This window comes from Xenorhabdus sp. KK7.4 (genome assembly GCF_963876465.1).
In the GTDB taxonomy this organism is placed as follows: Bacteria; Pseudomonadota; Gammaproteobacteria; order Enterobacterales; family Enterobacteriaceae; genus Xenorhabdus; species Xenorhabdus stockiae.
Map to the genome: position 1 here is coordinate 14163 of NZ_CAWNQF010000089.1, position 19064 is coordinate 33226.

The window sequence follows — 19064 nt, forward strand, 5'->3', positions numbered from 1 at the left end:
TTCGTGTGTTTATTAATTTATTAATGTTTTTTGATCTCGATTTATCATATCGCTTGAATAAAAAACGTTAATTGAATAAATAACATTCAGTCAATGCACAGGTATCCCTGAACATATCAGGGTATAGACTGATGCTCACGGGGTGTAATATGAATAATCAGATCGATTCATTAACATACTATGCAGCAACTAAAAAATATGATCTTCGCTTTCCAACATTGACAGAAGATCTGGATGTTGATGTCGTTATCATTGGTGGTGGGTTTTCTGGTGTAAATACAGCATTGGAGCTGGCAGAAAAAGGCATTACCAATATAGCGATTCTGGAAGGAAGAACGCTTGGATATGGAGGAACAGGGCGTAATGGCGGGCAGGTTATGGCTGGCATTGGTCATGATTTGGATCGGATTAAACGCCATGTCGGTGAGAAAGGTCTGGAGACCATATTTAAAATCAGCAATATGGGCGCAGGAATAATCCGGGAGCGGATTGCCAAATATAATATCAATGCGGATTTTTGCCCGGGTTATGGCTATTTAGGTTATAACTCCAGGCAGGATAAGACGTTGCAAGGTTGGCTGAAAGAGTTTCAGGCAGCCTGTCCTGATGATGAAATTGAGCTTTATACCGGTTCAGATGTTAAAAAAGTCATCGGTTCAGATCTGTACACCTCTGCATTGAAACATATGGGAGGTGGGCATGTTCACTCTCTGAATCTGTTGTTAGGGGAAGCTAAGGCCGTTACAGAGTACGGCGTCAAAATTTTCGAAAACAGTCAGGTTTTGAATGTTGAATATGGCCCAAGAGTTACCGTCCGTACTGCAATGGGTTCGGTACGGGCAAATAAAATGTTGTGGGCATGTAATGCGTTTCTGAATGGTCTTGAACCAACAATTTATAAAAAAACAATCAATACTTACGCATTTCAGTTAATGACAGAAGAGCTGTCAGACGAAATGATTGAAAGAGTCAGCCCTATCCACGGAGCCTATAGCGATATCAGTCCCATCATCAATTACTGGCGGGTGACTAAAGAGAACCGGCTATTGTTTGGTAGCGCAACGCAGTATCTCGAATATATCCCTTCTGATTTAAAAGCATGGAACCGGAATCGCATGCTGGATGTTTATCCCTACCTGAAAGACGTGAAGATTGAACTGGCATGGGGAGGCCCGATGTGCTGTAGCGTTAGCCTGTTCCCGCAAATAGGTTCTTTGCCACAGCATAACAATGTCTTTTACGTTCAGGGGTATTCAGGGTTTGGAGTAACACCAAGTCATATTATCTGTAAAGTGCTGGCAGAAGGTATGAGTGAGGGTTCCGATCGTTATTCTTTGCTGAGCTCTATCCCGCATATGAATGTTATTGGTAAAGAGCAACTGAGGCATGTCTATCTTTCCCTCGGAAAGAGCTGGCATCAGCTTTCAGGTTACTGGAAAGGGCGTCGTTAGTTTTACTGATTTTTGGGTTTTCACGGTTTTTTGCACAATAAATTTCTTTTTTTGCACAATAAATTCTGAAAGGTAAAAGTCATGATAAAGCCGTTATTGTTAGAGAAATCACTTCCTGAATTAATGCCGATTGGCAGTGTAACTAATCTTGGTTCTGTTGTCGTAGAAGGTGATCCACAGGCAAGTGTTGCCATGGTTCACGGGGAACCAAATGATAATCTGACCTGTGGTATTTTTGCCTGTACCAGAGGGAAATTTAAGATGGTTTATCCCTTTGATGAAATGGCAACGGTGCATGAAGGTTCTGTGAAACTGACGGATGTTAAAACCGGTGTTGTGGTCGAATATCACAAAGGTGATTCATGGTTTGCAGCCAAAGGTACGGAAGTTTTGTGGGAAATTACCAGTGAACGCTTCGTGAAACATTATATGGCGTGTATCAATTCTCAGATTTCAGGCTGACGGAGGATAACATCATGAGTGACATCACTTTGCTGGCGTCCGTTACGGCTTTTTTGCAGCGTTCTCATGGCCATTACATCAATGGGCAATCCGTTCGTGGTCAGGGAGATAAAACCTTTTCAGTCGTCAACCCCGCGTCTGATGAGATGATCGCTACCGTTAATCAGGGAAGTGAGGTCGAAGCCAATGCTGCTATGCAGGCTGCATCTGATGCTTTTCATGGTTCATGGGCTCGGACTTCACCGATGGAACGTGGAAATTGCCTGATACGGCTGGCGGATTTGCTGCAAAAACATAGCGAAGAACTTGCCCAGTTGGAAACTCTATGTTCAGGAAAAACCATTCAGTTATCACGTATGCTGGAGGTTGAAGCCTCCGCCCAATACTTGCGCTATTTTGCTGGCTGGTCGAGTAAAATAAGTGGTGAAACATTGAATGTTTCTTTGCCATCTTTTAAGGGTGAAGAATATACCGCCTTTACCCGCCGTGAACCTGTCGGCGTGGTTGTCGGGATTATTCCCTGGAATTTCTCGATTATGATTGCCATCTGGAAACTGGGGGCTGCTTTGGCCTGCGGTTGTACGATTGTTCTGAAACCAAGCGAATATACCCCGTTAACAATGCTGCGCGTGGCGGAACTGGCAAAAGAAGCCGGAATTCCTGATGGCGTGATTAATATCGTTAATGGCTCCGGAGCCGGTGTAGGAACTACGCTGTTGACTCATCCGTTGTGTTCCAAAGTATCTTTTACCGGATCAGTACCTACAGGGAAACTTATAGGTAAATCTGTTATGGAACAGGGGCAGTTCCGTGCAACGCTGGAGCTGGGTGGCAAAAACGCAGCGGCTTTCCTGTCAGATGTACCCGTCGAGAAGATGGTTGATGGAATATTGGAAGCCGGATATCTGAATCAGGGGCAAATCTGTGCAGCAGCAGAATGTTTCTATATTCCTTCTGTTCATATGGATGCGGTTTTGAAGTTACTCTCTGAACGTCTGTCAGCGATGAAAATTGGTTCTCCCCTTGATGAAACGACGGAAATGGGGCCTTTGGCAAATAAAGAGCACTATGAAAAAATTCTGTCCCTGTTTGAAAAAGCGCGTCAGGAAGGGAATGAAATTGTCTATGGCGGCCATGCACTGGAAGGGAAAGGCTTTTTTGTAATGCCCACCGTGATCCGAGCCAAAAGTGCAGATGATACGTTGATGAAAGAAGAGACATTCGGGCCGATAGGGACTTTCCTCAGTTATGATGACGAGGAGGAGCTGATTGCTATGATGAATGCAACGCCATTCGGTTTATCCGCCAGCTTATGGACGAATGATCTCAGCAAGGCGATGCGAATGATCCCGCGTATTCAGGCCGGTGTTTTGTGGGTTAACATGCATACTCATCTTGATCCTGCTCTTCCATTCGGAGGGATAAAATCATCAGGATTCGGTCGGGAGTTTGGCAAGGCATTCATCGAGTATTACACAGAACTGAAATCAGTCATGATACGGTATTGATAGTTGCAGTGTATTGATGCTTAAGAAATTTAAAGTTGCTTCGTGTCAGTCAAAACGAGGCAACTTAATCATTTATCAATGTTGAAAAATGGTTTTAGGCTGATGTTTCCAAAGTCATTGATCCAAAAAAATATTTCCATAATACTGTATAAGCATTGTCATAAATGTGTCATTTCTGTTTCACAATAATGCCATATTGGGTGTTTACTATTTGGGTAGAAGGTGTTTTTTAATTCTCCCGATCATAAGGAATCACCTATGTCCTGTAATGACCTGTCCCATCGCTCTACATTTCATAATCGTACAAAAAATATTCTTGCTATGGCTGTCGCTATATTAGCGTCAGGTGTATGTTTATCTGCGCAAGCTAAAAATAGTGCGGATAATATCATGGCAGAAAAACGTTCCGCTCATGGTGATCTTACTCAGTTTGGTGGTGCCCGTCGCCTGACTCAGGATCAAACTGATGCACTCAAAGCAGCCTTAAATAATACAAAAGCGAAGAATGTCATTTTGTTTATTGGTGATGGCATGGGGGATTCTGAAATTACGCTGGCCCGCAACTACGCGCAAGGTGCTGGTGGTTTTTTCGAGGGAATCGATGCTCTTCCTTTCACGGGGCAATATACGCACTACTCGCTGGATAAAGAAACTAAGAAACCAGATTATGTCACGGATTCCGCTGCTTCAGCTACCGCATGGGCATCAGGAGTGAAAACCTATAATGGTGCGCTGGGCATTGATGTTTTCGGCAAGCCACATCAGTCATTACTGGAATTGGCAAAGCAGAATGGAAAAGCCACAGGAAATGTGACGACAGCTGAAATTCAGGACGCAACCCCTGCCGCGTTATATGCGCATATCACCAATCGTAAATGCCGGGATCCACAGGAAACTTTAGAAAAATGCCCGACGGAAGTGTTGGATAAAGGTGGCAAAGGTTCTATCACGGAACAACTTTTGACAGCGCGTGCTGATGTCACTCTGGGAGGAGGGGCTAAATATTTTGATCAACAATCAACAGCCGGAGCTAATAAAGGAAATACCCTAAAGCAACAGGCATTAAACCAAGGCTATCAATGGGTAACGGATATAAAATCACTGGGCAATATTAAAGAAGCCAGTCAGAAAAAGCCGTTATTAGGCATATTTAGCAATGGAAATATGGATGTGATTTGGGAGGGGCCAAAAGCGGTTTATCACGGTAATCTTAATGAAGCACCGGTGAAGTGCCAGGTTAATGCAAAGCGTAGCTCTGATGAACCGACATTGGTACAGCTAACAGAGAAAGCGATTGATTTGCTCAAGACTAACAAAAATGGGTTTTTCTTGCAGGTAGAAAGTGCTTCGATTGATAAGCAAGACCATGAAGCTAACCCTTGCGCCCAAATAGGGGAAACGGTGGCACTGGATGAAGCTGTTCAGGCTGCGCTGAAATATGCCAGACAGCATGAAGATACGTTAGTTATCGTTACCGCTGATCATGCCCATTCCAGCCAGATTGTTGCTAATGATGTTAAATCACCCGGCCTGACTCGTTCATTGATTACCAAAGATGGTGCGGTTATTACGGTAAATTATGGTAACTCAGAGGAAGGTAAGCAACATCATACGGGAACGCAGTTACGTGTCGCTGCTTATGGCCCACATGCGGCTAATGTCGTTGGCTTGACTGATCAGACAGATTTGTTCTTTACCATACGTGATGCGATGGGGTTGAAACAATAAGACAAGATGTACCCGATCAATATCATCGTTCAATTCTGAATGGTTTAATAACGTATAATCAGTACGAATGATCGGATTAGGATAAATTCGATAATATAAGCTGAAATGAAGTAAAATTAGTACCTCATAAAATTGAAATAAGATCATAGATAAAGTTATCTTTTATTTTTCATGGTAAACCATTATCTACCTCTTATGGGGAGATAATGGTTTTGCCGGATTTATCTTCAGGTTAATTTCGTGTCATGGATAATATGCAGATAAAAAACTAATTATTAAATAATATAAGAACATTTAATAACAAGTTCATAAATGAACTGTTAACTAGAGTAATGGTTATAAAACATAGAAAAAGTCTCTGAATCATCAATAACAATATTATTTGACATATTTCTTATTCTTTGTTCATTATTAGGGTATCTTAATACCATTTCAGCGACAAGCCAATCTTTAAATGTCCCACTATAATGACTTGCAGACCAATATATCCTTATTGAATCCATGATGTTTGCATCAAACGGAATTCTATTTAATATATGGTGATCAATTATAGCTCGTATATTATTAGTATTTGAAGCATGAGTAACTAATGTTGCATCATTAATAAATGGCAAATATAATTTTTCGTAAGTGTTTCTTGTGATATTTACATGATGACTACCACCCATAATACGATCTAACCCCGACGCATCCGTTTTTAATTTCCATACATTACTTCCAGATGGAGATTCATCAAGCCCTAGTTTTAAAAGTGTATTGTAACTTGCCCCATACTCACCTTCTGGAATTAGAGGTCGAGCGGCATTCCAATCAATCTGAATAGTATTCATTTGATTATCAATAAGTTCAGAACCACCTAAGTTCATCAATTTCCTAAAATTACGAGTATACTCGGTTTCAGCTGTTGTCACTGCGTAGTGGCTACTGCTTCCTGCCTGAGCCGCGCCTCTGCCACTCAGCCCATGGGCAAAACTGTCGGACAGCTGCTCACCCACCTGCCGCATCCCGCGAGTCAGCCCGCCCAGCAATCCACTGCCCAGACTCAATGCCCCCAGCCCGAGCGAGGCCCAACCCAGTATGGCGGAGGCCTGCGGGTTACTCTCTTCGGTGGCCGCACTGGCAATGCCGGTCGCATCTCCCAAAAAGCCGATACCCGCTATAATCGCACCGTCTATACTCAACGAGGCACCGCCGGTCGGAATGGCCATGGCCAGCCCCGCTAACAGGCCAACCGTACCAAGCACGATGCCGAAAATACTGCTCCAGCTCATATGTCCGCTCGGATCGCTGTGGTTGACCGGATCACCCAAACAGTAAGCATACGGATTGAGGCCTCCAGCCCCGAATGGACTTAAGCTGTCCGGTGCGGTAAACCGCATCAGCACCGGGCTATAGGTGCGGTAGCCATTGCCCAGATGATAACCCCCTCCTGTCGGGTCGGCACGTTCTCCGGTATAACCGGGCAGTGCCGTGTTCTGCTCATCGGCTGCCTGCTGGCCATAGGGGGTGTAACGATAACGGGTCGGTGTGCCGCTGCCCGGTTGGTCTATCAGCAGACTGCCCTGCCCATCGGTGCCCAGTAAATGGGTCTTATCACCGGTGATTACTGCGGCCGGTGTGCCGTTCGCATGCACCAGACGGGTTGTCGTGCCGCTTTCACGCTGCACTTCTGCGACGCGAGCATTACCTTGATAGTACAGCTCCTGTGTCCCGGTATTGTCCAGCCGGTGCAGAACCAGTCGGTTTGCGGCATCATACCCGTACGTGCTGATTTTCTCTTTCAGCGTCACTGAGATCAGCCGCCCCAGCGCATCGTAGGTCAGCTGGTTCCCGCTCTCATCCTGAATCAACCGGCCGTCTGCATCGTAGGTCAGCGTGATCTTCGCCGGGTAGGCCGGGTGCGTATGGGTAATGCGGTATAACTGGCAGGGATCGGACGGGCTGTAGGTAAAGGTGGCGGTGTCGCGGCTATTATCCGCCAATGTAGTCACACAGGTCAGCATATTGCCCAACCGGTCATAGGTAAACTGCTGGCGGCGCAGGTTCATGCCATACGCATCCTGAGGGCATTCCGTGCCCGAACACTGGTAATCTGTCAGCCAGCGGCGGGCGACATCATAGGTATAACTTTCCTGACGCAACAACCCGGCCTGCTGTGAACGGGTTTCCCGGCTGGCGAGCTGACCGAGCACCGTATAGGTCTGCTTCAGGGTCAGTACGTCCGTTCCACTGTCAATCCGGCGTTCCGTTTCCCGGCCGAGGTCATCCCAGGTCAGTGTAGTGGTCAGTGATTGCGACTGGGCGTTATCGTGTACCGTCCAGCAGTTTAACCGGCTGGCAGTATCATAGGACATCGTCACGTTTATCGCGCTGTCTGTTATCATTACAGGACGGCCCTGTGTATCAAAATACCGCTGGCGGCGGGTGCCAGTCACATCCTGACAGGCCGTCAGCTGGCCGCCCGGGGAATACGTGTATTGAGTATGCCTGGCCACACCGGTATCGTTAAACGTGGTCGTTTCCTGCCGCAATAAGCCGTCGGGGGTATACTCGCACTGCTGTGATACCTGTTTTTCTGTCACCGCGTTTATCATCGCGCCGGTTTTGGCGTCATAGCTAAAGGTTTGGGTGATCCCCGCGGTGGTTCGCTGAAGCAAGGCATTTCCCAGACGGGGTTCATACTGTTGGTGAACCGTCTGTTTGAGCGGGTCAGTGACTGTCTCAGGCGCCGGATTACTACAGGTATAGGTTGCCTGATGTGTCCGACCGCCTACCGTGACCGAGGTGACCCGATGCAGGCTGTCGAACACCCGCTGACCCAGCACTTTCCCGTCCGCCACAATTTGCGTCACTAAATTATCCGTACTGAACGACGCATACCTTTTCTGCACCACGGTACCATCGCTGTACGTTATCGTCGCAACGCGATGAAAAGCGTCATAGGTGTATTGCGTTTTCTGTGCCAGTGCATCCACCGTGGCCCGCAACCTCCCCAGCCCGTCATACTCGTTCTGTTGCTGGCTGACGAATTGGCCCTGGCTGTCATACAGCGTTACCGTCAGAGGCTGATGTCGCAGATTGTAGGCCGTTTCCGTATAACCGAATGTCAGGCCATCCACCTCAGTAGTGCAGCGGGTGATCTGGGTCACCGGATTAAACACCTGCCGGCTACGCTGGCCTGTATCCGAGGTAATCAGGCTGGGTTGTCCCCAGTCATCGTAGGTGATCTGCTGGTTAAGGGAGATCGAGCACGTCTTCACGGTATCGGGCTGCGCAGGATCAGGGCCGGTCGGTAGTGTGTCATGGTGAGACTGCGTCACCACCCGCCCCCAGCTATCCCGCCCGTTCTTTGAGAGGAGGTACCAGTCTGTAGTCGCTTGTTCTTTCGCCAGAATGTCCAGTTTTTTCGCCAGAATGTCCAGTTGATAAACCTGCCCGCGCCCATCAGCCTGGCAACGGGCCTGATTTCCCCAGACATCGGTCTGCGTTGTGGTAACGACACCCGGCGCTTCAAGGGCATATGTGTACCCCTTCTCACGGGCATAATCGGTGTTGGCATTATCCTTCTGCGTCAACAAACGGCCCAGCGCATCATAGAGGTAGTGTGTCGTGCAGCCCTGCGGATTTTGTTGATAGCCGATTTTACCGCTGAGACAGGATTTTTCCTGTACGCTACTGAGCGTTAATCCGTCATGCCCGCACCATTGTGTGGTACACCGGAGCTGACCCGCGTTCAGGGCATAGACGAAGGTTTTTTGACTGTTCCACGGGGAGCTGGGTTGCGCGGAAGCGGGATCCTGCAGGCTATACACGGTTTCTACCACCGAGTCCACTCGCCCATGATGCGGATCCTCCGGCTGATCCCGGTACTCGGTCTGGCGGGTATGCAGCAAGGTCTCATCGCTGTATACTTCCTGACGGGTACACACCACCGCATGATCTGTCAGGCTATCGGGGCGTGTGGGCAGGGAAGCATAGCGGTAGATCTCCTGATGGACGGGCACATCGTCATAGCCGGTGACCGGCGGGGGAATGATTTTTTTCGATTTTAAGTAACGCACAAACCCGTGCGGATCTGCCGGGCAGTATACCGTGTTATCCTTGGTGGATGTTTCGCCTTCAGCCGGGTAGTACACCCATTCGGTTCGGGTACCGTCCGGAGCAATCTGTACGGTGGGGTTGCCTGCTGTATCAAATTCTGTCTGCGTGGTTTCCTCTCTCGTCAGCGGGGCATCGTCCGGTTGATCCGCCTGAGTGATAAACCGGACGGTAGCGGATTTTGGCAACTGAAACTGCGGGGGCTGCTGAGCAAATTCCTGCCCGATTTGAGCATAATAGTGCGTTTCATGCTGGCGCTGGCAACTGTTTTGCTGCACGTTTTCAGTAACCAGCAGGTGGTAGCTATTGTAACGCCGGATAATGTGGCGCTGTTCGCTGCCGTTGTTCCAGTACTCGGTGGAGCCGTAGAGGTAATAGGTCATCTTGCCGTAGAGGAGGTAATCTTCGTCCTCTTTCCAGCTCTCCTGATTTCCGTAACCCAGAAAATTAGATTCGGTATATTTATAGTACCTGATGACATCAGGGGAATTTTTTGTCTGTTGTGTGTATTGGGTAACATAGGGTAAAGGCGGCAGGCCGGCCTCGTCGGGAAACTGGTGACCATCCGAGTTGTAATCGACAAATTCAACGAATCCTGTCGGCGAAGCAATCCGGGTCAGAAAACCGCTGTCTGATTTATATTCCAATCCCCAGCTTAATGTCTGCTGATCGACATTATTACGAATTTGAGTGACCCGATCATTCTCAAAGATGAGGCGGATGGTATACGATTCCGTTGATTCGGGCCAGACTGTCATGTCAGTATAAATATCGGTTTGATAATCGATGTTGAGTAGCGTCTGATTATCATCTGATATCGTGGCAAGGCGGGGAAGGCCGACTATCTCGTAATTCCACGCTAGTTTCAGGGAGTGCCCCAACGGGTTGATAATGCGCATTGGTATTTTAAGATTATAGACATTCAAGGGACCACTGAGGATTTCCATCAGCCCCGATTTATGGATAACCCGGTAAACATTCTTCGTGACATCCTTTTCAAACCGCACTACATCCTGCTTATACTGCTTTAAAGAAACCGAATCATCCGTTTCATAGACTTTATACCGTTCGCCGGTAGAGAGCATCAACAGCTGGTTTTCTCTATCATAGTGTGTCAGCCCGAGCGAAAAACCCACACCAAACCCGATATTCATCGGGTTCAGCGGACTGTAGGACAGCGCCAGCGTCAGCTCCGGCCCCAGTAGGGTATTTCCAATCAGATGTGCCAGCGGCATCGTACAATTAAATAACCCGGTGCGCGGATCTACACTGCCTGTGGCGGAACTCTGGAAATTTGTCGCCTGAGAGAAAAAATTATCGCTCATAGTTATCACCTATTTTTGAGGAAAGGATATGATGGAAGCCGGAAATTTCTGCATCCATTTAGCCAGACTGATTCATTGCCATAAATATCGTGAAATTTGAATTGTGGAATTTGATCAGATTCATGATCCCAAAAATTAATCGCTGGACTTTCGAAAAAAAGTAGGCTCACGCTAATAGCATCGGTGCGTGGTGTCGTAAATATATTTTCTTGTGGAGTAGCTTCCCTTTGAATACTGGAGCGGCTCTTCTCATCATATATTTTTTTATTGTATAATTAGCACCAGCGATTCTCTGCGCGCTATATTTACCCCAAAGAAACCAAAGGTAAAGATCTCCTTTATTTTGTGTGCGATGGGTAAATCTTTGGTAATTAACTTGATTAGGATCCGTATCGTTTGTTGTATATTTAATGGGTTGTTGATGTCTCTTTACATTCATATGTACCATGGGCAGCGCTTGATTATTTTATGAATAGCATATTCTCTGAATGATAAAGAATAGGTTTATTACCTTTTAATGAAATAGGTGTGTTTTTTGATATTTCATGATAATTAATCATGTCTCGAATATTAATAATCAGCATGGCATTCTCAGTAAATATACATTAATGTTAGTTTCAATATTTAAATTACGCCAGAAAAAATAATAAAATAATTACCGTATTAATTAAATGATTTAATGTCTGTTTTTTTAAATTAAAGTATAAGTAATAACTTGTTATTATTTATGGATTTATTATGTATAAATAAATTTAATAATATTAATTTATAAAAATTGATTTTTTAGATTTCTCAGGGAATAGTGATAGTTTTGAGGAGATATAACAGATAATAGAGGGAATTTGAGTTCAGGGATGCGATGGTGAAATAGGATTAAGAAACTGGATATGTTAATAACATAGGGAGGGGAAAATAAAAGTAACAAGAGGAAAATCAGATAAATAGTAACAGTGGTGCGAAGGGGGGGACTTGAACCCCCACGTCCGTTAGGACACTAACACCTGAAGCTAGCGCGTCTACCAATTCCGCCACCCTCGCAGGTACTGTTATTTATCTGATTTGTTTAATGATAACTATCTGATTTGGTGCGAAGGGGGGGACTTGAACCCCCACGTCCGTTAGAACACTAACACCTGAAGCTAGCGCGTCTACCAATTCCGCCACCCTCGCAAATTCAGATACCATCTTTAAACAGATAGCATGGGGGCGCATTCTAGAGATTTTACGGCTGGCGTCAATCATTATTTATCGCAAGAAAGCATGACTGATGTAAAAATCGACATGTTGCTATTGCCCTTCCGGGGAGATGGGCAATAGCGGTCTTTTGTCTGTTACTTCTTGGTGGCTTGGTAAATTTTGAATTTACCTGTCTGGGCAAGGACTTCGTGACTGCCGAAAGCGCTATCCAGTAAATCAGCATAAGGCAAAAACGAGTTTGCTACGATGCGGAATTTACCACCGGATTTCAGATAATTTGGTGCCATACGTATCATGTCATCAGCGGCTGCCATACTGGTTTTCAGACCATCATGGAATGGCGGATTAGAGACTATCCAGTTGAATTTCTCTTCAATAGCAGAATAGACGTTGCTGGTGATAACATTTCCTTCCAGTTTATTGGCTTTCAATGTTGCTTTACTGGATGTTATGGCGGCTGCATTGACATCGCTGAGAGTCAGTGACAAATCGGGATTATTTTTACCCAACACTGCGGCCAGCACACCAGAGCCACAGGCAATATCCAGCAAGTTGCCGGAAATCGGTTTATCAAAAGTGGAAAGCAGAAGACGGCTGCCGACATCCAGATCATCCTGACTGAATACGCCGGGCAGTGTATTGACGATGGTATCCCCAACCTGATAGCTATGCCACCAGTTGTTCTGATCAAACTGAACCTGTTGTTCAAGCTGACCATAAAAAAGGCTGCAACGGCGGGCAGTATCGACTTTGCGGAAAGTAACAATACCTTCCATCAACTTATCAACGCTACGCACACCACTGCGGTTTTCGCCGACAATAAAAATATTTGTTCCGACAGGCAGGATTGAAAACAGGCTGCGGAGTTGGAAACGGGCTTCCTGCTTGCTTTTTGGCCAGTAATAAATCAGCGTATCGCAATCTTTGACAAACGCTTTATCAGCCGTCAGGCCAAACTGAGCATTATCACCTAATGTACGGATCAGGGATTGCCAGTGATGATATTGACTAGTGTGTACCCGTACACTTGCGGCTTCGATTTCCGTTGCCAGTGTATCCTGAAGATCGCCTGCGAAGAGCAGATGATGGGAGTGGAATTGCTCTTGATGGCGCAGGATAACTTCACTGGCCGGTGTTAATGCTGACATCTATGTATAGCTCCTTATAGGTCTTTATCCGGTCATAATTATCTTTGGGCAAAGCTGGGATGCCATGTTGTTGGCGCAGAGATAAGCCCTCTGATACTATACCGCTCATCTTTCAGGTGACAGTTTTACTGCTGATAGCCTGAAATCTACTGGGTATATATTACCTGTTATTTTTTATGGCAGATGGAATAAAACACGATGACGAAGCGTGACAGATCACTAACCCGGTTGGGTATCACCCAATGGGTTCTGCGTAACCCTGCGGCCCTGCGGGGTGAATTATCTGTCCTCATCCCTGACTCAACCCGTCTGTTGATCATTACCCATGATCACATTGACTTAAGCCATTCATTACTTGCTGATATTTTCACAGCCATGGGGATTGATGCCTCATTAGTTTATTGCATCACAACAAAAGATGTTGAGCTGCTTTCGGAATCAATCCGCTGCCCATGCTGGCTGCTGGGGGTTGATATTACCTTATCAATACAAGGGATTTCTTTGAGAAGCCCGGCATTAAATGACTTATCCCTTGATGGGGATGCAAAACGTTCTCTTTGGCAACAAATTTACCATTATGAAGAATATTTCTCTATTAACTCCCGCTGATCTTCCCGCGGCCTTCCAGATAGAACAGGCCAGCCACCCCTTTCCGTGGAGTGAGACAACATTCTACTCTAATCAGGGAGAGCGTTATCTCAATTATAAGATCGAGCTTAATAACCAGATAATTGGTTTTGCAATAACCCAGTATATTTTGGATGAAGCAACGCTATTTAATATCGCTATCCATCCGGAATATCAATCACAAGGGCATGGAAGAACGCTATTAAATTATCTGATTGACACATTACCTGAAAAACAGATAAATACGTTATGGCTTGAAGTCCGGTGTTCCAACCAGTCTGCAATTCGGTTATATGAAGATCTGGGCTTCAACGAAGTTTCCATCCGCAAAAATTATTACCCGACCGCGACAGGTAAGGAAGATGCCATTATTATGGCGTTACCGCTGTTTGGGTGAGTATGAGTGACATACCCGTATATGAACTTTTGCGATTCAGGAGAAAGGGAATGTAGATTGAATCTGATGAAGTCATGATGATTTTCTGCATCATCATCTTGCGTATCATTAGTTGTTTATAACGCCAAGTTCAGCGAAAATAAACGCTAATTCCAATTAACATACCGGATTGGATGGATTAAGGGTCTCTGATGGCACCTCAATATGGTATCGATCCGCGTACAGAATAGAAGATTTCAATAGATGTCAAATTCTCCATTTCTGCAAGAAGTTGCGAAACGGCGCACATTTGCAATAATTTCGCATCCTGATGCGGGTAAAACAACAATTACTGAAAAAGTCCTGTTATTCGGACAGGCAATTCAGAAAGCGGGAACGGTAAAAGGCCGGGGTTCCAATCAGCATGCTAAATCAGACTGGATGGAAATGGAAAAACAACGTGGTATTTCCATTACCACCTCAGTGATGCAGTTTCCTTATGGCGATTGTCTGGTTAACCTGCTGGATACGCCGGGGCATGAAGACTTCTCTGAAGATACTTACCGTACTCTGACAGCGGTTGACTGCTGTCTGATGGTTATTGATGCGGCAAAAGGTGTTGAAGATCGTACCCGTAAGCTGATGGAAGTTACCCGCCTGCGTGACACGCCAATCCTGACATTCATGAATAAGCTCGACCGTGATATTCGTGATCCGATGGAGCTGATGGATGAAGTCGAAAATGAGCTGAAGATCGCTTGTTGTCCGATCACATGGCCTATCGGTTGTGGTAAGTCTTTCAAAGGGGTTTACCATCTCTATCAGGATGAAATTTATCTGTATCAATCCGGTCAGGGGCATACTATTCAGGAAGTCCGGGTTATTAAAGGCCTGGATAATCCTGAACTGGATACTGCTGTCGGAGAAGAGTTGGCCGAGCAGTTGCGTGAAGAGCTGGAGTTAGTTAAAGGCGCATCACATGAATTTGATCTGGATGCCTTTTTGCAGGGTGAACTGACGCCGGTATTCTTTGGTACTGCGTTAGGTAACTTTGGTGTCGATCATATGCTGGATGGTCTGGTTAAGTGGGCCCCAACGCCAATGCCGCGTCAGACTGATGCGCGCGAAGTGACAGCACAAGAAGAAAAATTCTCCGGATTTGTGTTCAAAATTCAGGCCAATATGGACCCGAAACACCGCGACCGTGTAGCATTTTTGCGTATTGTTTCCGGTAAATATGAAAAAGGCATGAAACTGCGTCAGGTTCGTATCAAAAAAGATGTGGTTATCTCAGATGCACTGACTTTCATGGCTGGTGATCGTTCTCATGTTGAAGATGCGTATCCGGGCGATATTATTGGTCTGCATAACCACGGTACTATCCAGATTGGTGATACTTTCACTCAGGGTGAAGAGCTGAAATTTACCGGTATTCCTAACTTTGCTCCTGAATTGTTCCGCCGCATTCGTCTGCGTGATCCTCTGAAACAGAAACAATTGCTGAAAGGTCTGGTTCAGTTGTCGGAAGAGGGAGCTGTGCAGGTATTCCGTCCATTAACCAATAATGATTTGATTGTTGGTGCCGTGGGTGTGCTTCAGTTTGATGTTGTTGTTGCCCGGCTGAAGAGTGAATATAACGTAGAAGCACTCTATGAGCCTGTCAATGTTTCTACCGCTCGTTGGGTAGAATGTAGCGATGTCAAAAAGCTGGAAGAGTTCAAACGTAAGAATGAACAAAATTTGGCCTTTGATGGTGGTGATAACCTGAGCTACATTGCTCCAACCATGGTTAATTTAAACCTGACCAGCGAACGCTATCCTGAGGTAGTTTTCCGTAAAACACGGGAACATTGATATTTTTTATGGGCCAACACCTCGTTGGCCTTTTTTATTTTTCCTACCATAATTAATACTTTCTGTTTTATTTAAAAGCATCATTTCTAGGTATAAGAAAATATACGTGAGTTATTGTAAAGCTCATACCATTTGCTTAATTTATTGATATATCATCCTTTGACATTCTGACTCAGATAAAAGGAAGGTAGTAGGATGAAAAATTTAAAGTTCACAAACTCATTCCTGGCTGTTGTTTTAGGCTCGGTACTAATAGGTGGTAACGCACTGGCAGCAGGAACATCTTCAACTTATCTGTCAGAAGGTAAAGCACAGGAAAATACAGACCAGAAAATTAATGATTCAAGAAATCATAGCGGGAAAAAAAGCGAGAATTCCCTTAAAAAAGCAGATAATAATTCTGACGATAGTGCTATTACTGCCCGAATAAAAGAAAGTTTTCTGGAAGATACCGGGCTTAATAGTCACGATAATAATATTTCAGTGAAAACAGAAAAAGGCGTAGTTTATCTTTCTGGTTTTGTCAAACATGAAGAGCTGGCAAAACGAGCTATCAGGCTTGCTCATAAAGTGGAAGGCGTTCAGGCCGTAAACAGCACCGTGTCCACTAAAAAATAATCTATTTTTTGTTGAGAGTGACTGATAATAAGTCACTCTACCGGCTTATTCCCCAAATAAAACTTAATCTAATTAAGCGATTATCTCTTCAAGAATATAAAGGATAAGATCTATTCAGATTATTGGTAATAACTTGCCTGTTGGTGAATTAATCTCCATTATTTAAGACAGGCTTTACGGATGCTTTGCTCAAATGATAAATCACTTGAGTGAGGAATTGTTTGCATAACATTATTACTAATTACTGAAAGATGATCATAATTCAAATGACACCTTGGAACAGACATTGACTTTGTAGGGGGAAATGTGGGGAAACATATTCCAATTACGTTGGGTAATATAGAGCCTTTAGCTTATACATCGCGGATAAAACCGGGAAAAATTGCACTTGTCTGTGAAGGCGGTGGGCAGCGTGGGATTTTTACCGCAGGTGTGTTAGATGAATTTCTCCGGTTAGATTTTAATCCGTTCGAATTATTTCTTGGTACCTCGGCTGGTGCTCAGAACCTTTCTGCTTATATCTGCGGTCAAAAAGGCTATGCCCGCAAGGTGATCAACAAGTACACAACCAATCCGACTTTCTTCAACCCATTGCGCTTTGTCCGGGGTGGGCATCTTATCGATTTGGATTGGTATATTGATATGATCTCTGAACAAATTCCCTTAAACATTCCTATTGCGATGGACCATTTTGATGATGGTCGTGAGTTTTATATGTGTACCTGCCGTGCTGATAATTTCGAAGCCAGTTATTTTCAACCTAATGAAAGTAACTGGATGGAAATTATCAAGGCTTCCAGCGCGATCCCCGGATTTTATCGCAATGGTGTAACGCTCGATGGTATCGTTTATCAGGATGGTGGCATTAGTGATGCGATTCCGGTTGAAGAGGCATATCGTCGGGGGGCTGATACTATTGTCGTGGTCAGGACAGTGCCTTCACAGCTTTATTATACGTCACAGTGGTTCAAGCGAGTGGAACGCTGGCTGGAAACCAGCAGTCAGCAAAAAATGCTCAGAATGTTGAAGCTGCACGCTACAAGTTACTTCCGGACACAACGGTTTATTGAAAATCCACCGGATGACGTACAAATCTTCGAAATTAGGCCACCCGCACCGTTGGCAACTATGGCTCTGGGGAGTAAAACGAAAGCATTGAATACAGATTATCATCTGGGTAGGCGTTGTGGGCGGTACTTTTTGGCGACTATCGGACATACTTTTGTCGGTGGTAAGTTTGGGCCGCAAAAACGTAAAAGTTATGGTGTTTCCCGCAGCGGCTTAAACCACGATGGAACTAACCGTAATTGTTTTCGTCGCAATAGTTTTCTGTGTAGTGAGCATACCCCCGCAATAGATACTTCGGCAAGAATAGCGGAGGAAACCGGCGTGAATGACAGCGAACAGATGCCACTGACTGGTACGGCTATGATCAATAACGATTATGACGAACAATAATGATGACGAAAAATATGCACAATGGATTTCAAGATGCCTCGCGGTGGCAAGAGAGTAACAAATTCGTCGGGAACGAATTTGCCCAGCCAAAGGCTGGCCTCCGGTGAGAGGCAGGAGCCTCTCAGTAATCCCCGTGAGCATAGATAACCGTATGTTTATAAAAACGGTGACTGGGGTGAACGAGCGCAGCCAACAAAGAGGCAACTTGAAAGAAGAAGTGTATGATATGGATAAATAGATGTTTATTGACACACATTGCCATTTTGATTTCCCTCCTTTTTCGGGTGACGAAGCCGTAAGTTTAGAGCGAGCCAGACAAGCAGGCGTTGAAAAAATTATTGTGCCGACTGTCAGTCAGGTATATTTCCAGAGGGTTGCTGATTTGGCGGCTAAGTATCAGGCAATCTATGCCGCGTTTGGATTGCATCCTTTATATATTAATGAACATCATGATACAGATCTGGATTGTCTGGAGCAGAAACTAAAAGAGAAACTCCCCCATTGTGTAGCCGTGGGTGAAATTGGGCTTGATCTGTACATGGCAGAACCCCAGTTTGAGCGGCAGAAAAACGTTCTGGCAGTTCAGCTTAAGCTGGCCAAAAAATATGAATTGCCTGTTCTGCTCCATTCCCGCAAAAGCCACGATCAACTGGCGGCAATGTTGCGAAAGCATCATGTTCCACGCACCGGCGTTATTCATGGCTTTGCTGGTAGCTTATCTCAGGCGCAGGCCTTTGTACGTCTGGGTTTTTACATTGGCGTCGGGGGAACGATTACGTATGAAAGAGCGAAAAAGACGCGTGATACGATAGCTCGCTTACCTCTTTCCTCTTTAGTATTGGAAACGGATGCCCCTGATATGCCATTAGCTGGTTTTCAGGGGCAGCCAAACCGACCCGAAAGAATCGCGCAGATTTTTTCTGTATTGTGTGAATTACGTCCTGAATCTCCGGATGAAATTTCCCGCCAAATTTATCAAAATAGCATGGCATTATTTGCGATCAGCTAATTTATCTCAGTGGAAATAGTCTACTTTTGGTTGAGCAAAATAGGCTATTCTGGTTGAAATAAACATTAATAATATTTAACTGGCATTATCTTCTCATTTCTTCCTTTTTTACCGCAAAATTATCTAAACCCTGATAAATTGAATGGTTATATGTGATATAAGTCTCATTTCCTGTTTTTATATTACTTTTTGCTGCATTAATTTG

General features: G+C 45.0%; 12 protein-coding genes and 2 tRNA genes. 10 read left to right on the forward strand and 4 right to left on the reverse strand.

The window, feature by feature from the left end; all coding sequences use genetic code 11:
- Positions 1-149 precede the first annotated feature (149 nt).
- From AACS90_RS15600 to phoA, 4 genes are all read left to right on the forward strand, one after another.
- Positions 150-1451 carry an NAD(P)/FAD-dependent oxidoreductase gene (locus AACS90_RS15600; RefSeq protein WP_099120636.1) on the forward strand — a complete coding sequence of 434 codons (1302 nt, stop codon included), beginning with the start codon at positions 150-152 and terminating at the stop codon, positions 1449-1451.
- Positions 1452-1532: 81 nt separating this feature from the next.
- Entirely contained in the window at positions 1533-1913 is a 381-nt protein-coding gene (locus AACS90_RS15605) for a cupin domain-containing protein (RefSeq protein ID WP_099120637.1), read from the forward strand.
- A 14-nt stretch (positions 1914-1927) separates the two neighbouring features.
- Positions 1928-3421 carry an aldehyde dehydrogenase family protein gene (locus tag AACS90_RS15610; protein ID WP_099120638.1) on the forward strand — a complete coding sequence of 498 codons (1494 nt, stop codon included), beginning with the start codon at positions 1928-1930 and terminating at the stop codon, positions 3419-3421.
- A 258-nt stretch (positions 3422-3679) separates the two neighbouring features.
- Positions 3680-5149: an alkaline phosphatase gene (gene phoA / locus AACS90_RS15615; protein ID WP_099120639.1), complete on the forward strand. Its 1470-nt coding sequence runs from the start codon at positions 3680-3682 to the stop codon at positions 5147-5149.
- Positions 5150-5469: 320 nt separating this feature from the next.
- Here phoA and AACS90_RS15620 read toward each other — a convergent pair whose 3' ends face one another.
- The 4 genes from AACS90_RS15620 to rsmC all read right to left on the reverse strand — a co-directional run bounded on the left by AACS90_RS15620 (position 5470) and on the right by rsmC (position 12917).
- Positions 5470-10572, reverse strand: coding sequence for an RHS repeat domain-containing protein (locus AACS90_RS15620; protein WP_099120640.1), 5103 nt, complete (start codon positions 10570-10572; stop codon positions 5470-5472).
- A gap of 951 nt (positions 10573-11523) precedes the next feature.
- A tRNA-Leu gene (locus tag AACS90_RS15625) sits at positions 11524-11610 on the reverse strand.
- 45 nt (positions 11611-11655) lie between these two features.
- Positions 11656-11742: transfer RNA gene (locus AACS90_RS15630), tRNA-Leu, on the reverse strand.
- A gap of 161 nt (positions 11743-11903) precedes the next feature.
- Positions 11904-12917 carry a 16S rRNA (guanine(1207)-N(2))-methyltransferase RsmC gene (gene rsmC, locus AACS90_RS15635; protein ID WP_099120642.1) on the reverse strand — a complete coding sequence of 338 codons (1014 nt, stop codon included), beginning with the start codon at positions 12915-12917 and terminating at the stop codon, positions 11904-11906.
- A gap of 198 nt (positions 12918-13115) precedes the next feature.
- Here rsmC and AACS90_RS15640 point away from each other — a divergent pair, with 198 nt between their 5' ends.
- From AACS90_RS15640 to AACS90_RS15665, 6 genes are all read left to right on the forward strand, one after another.
- The gene (locus AACS90_RS15640; RefSeq protein ID WP_099108848.1) at positions 13116-13526 is read left to right on the forward strand and encodes a DNA polymerase III subunit psi; all 411 of its coding nucleotides are present in this window, start codon (positions 13116-13118) and stop codon (positions 13524-13526) included.
- On the forward strand, positions 13495-13941 hold the full coding sequence (gene rimI / locus AACS90_RS15645; protein ID WP_099120643.1) for a ribosomal protein S18-alanine N-acetyltransferase: 447 nt from the start codon (positions 13495-13497) through the stop codon (positions 13939-13941). Before AACS90_RS15640 ends, rimI begins: the two co-directional genes overlap by 32 nt.
- Positions 13942-14184: 243 nt before the next feature.
- Positions 14185-15774, forward strand: coding sequence for a peptide chain release factor 3 (gene prfC / locus AACS90_RS15650; RefSeq protein WP_099108846.1), 1590 nt, complete (start codon positions 14185-14187; stop codon positions 15772-15774).
- A 195-nt stretch (positions 15775-15969) separates the two neighbouring features.
- Positions 15970-16392, forward strand: a complete 423-nt coding sequence (locus AACS90_RS15655) for a BON domain-containing protein (protein WP_099120644.1) — start codon at positions 15970-15972, stop codon at positions 16390-16392.
- Positions 16393-16698: 306 nt separating this feature from the next.
- On the forward strand, positions 16699-17850 hold the full coding sequence (locus AACS90_RS15660; protein ID WP_099120645.1) for a patatin-like phospholipase family protein: 1152 nt from the start codon (positions 16699-16701) through the stop codon (positions 17848-17850).
- Positions 17851-18088: 238 nt separating this feature from the next.
- Positions 18089-18859, forward strand: a complete 771-nt coding sequence (locus tag AACS90_RS15665) for a TatD family hydrolase (RefSeq protein ID WP_099120646.1) — start codon at positions 18089-18091, stop codon at positions 18857-18859.
- Positions 18860-19064: the final 205 nt, after the last annotated feature.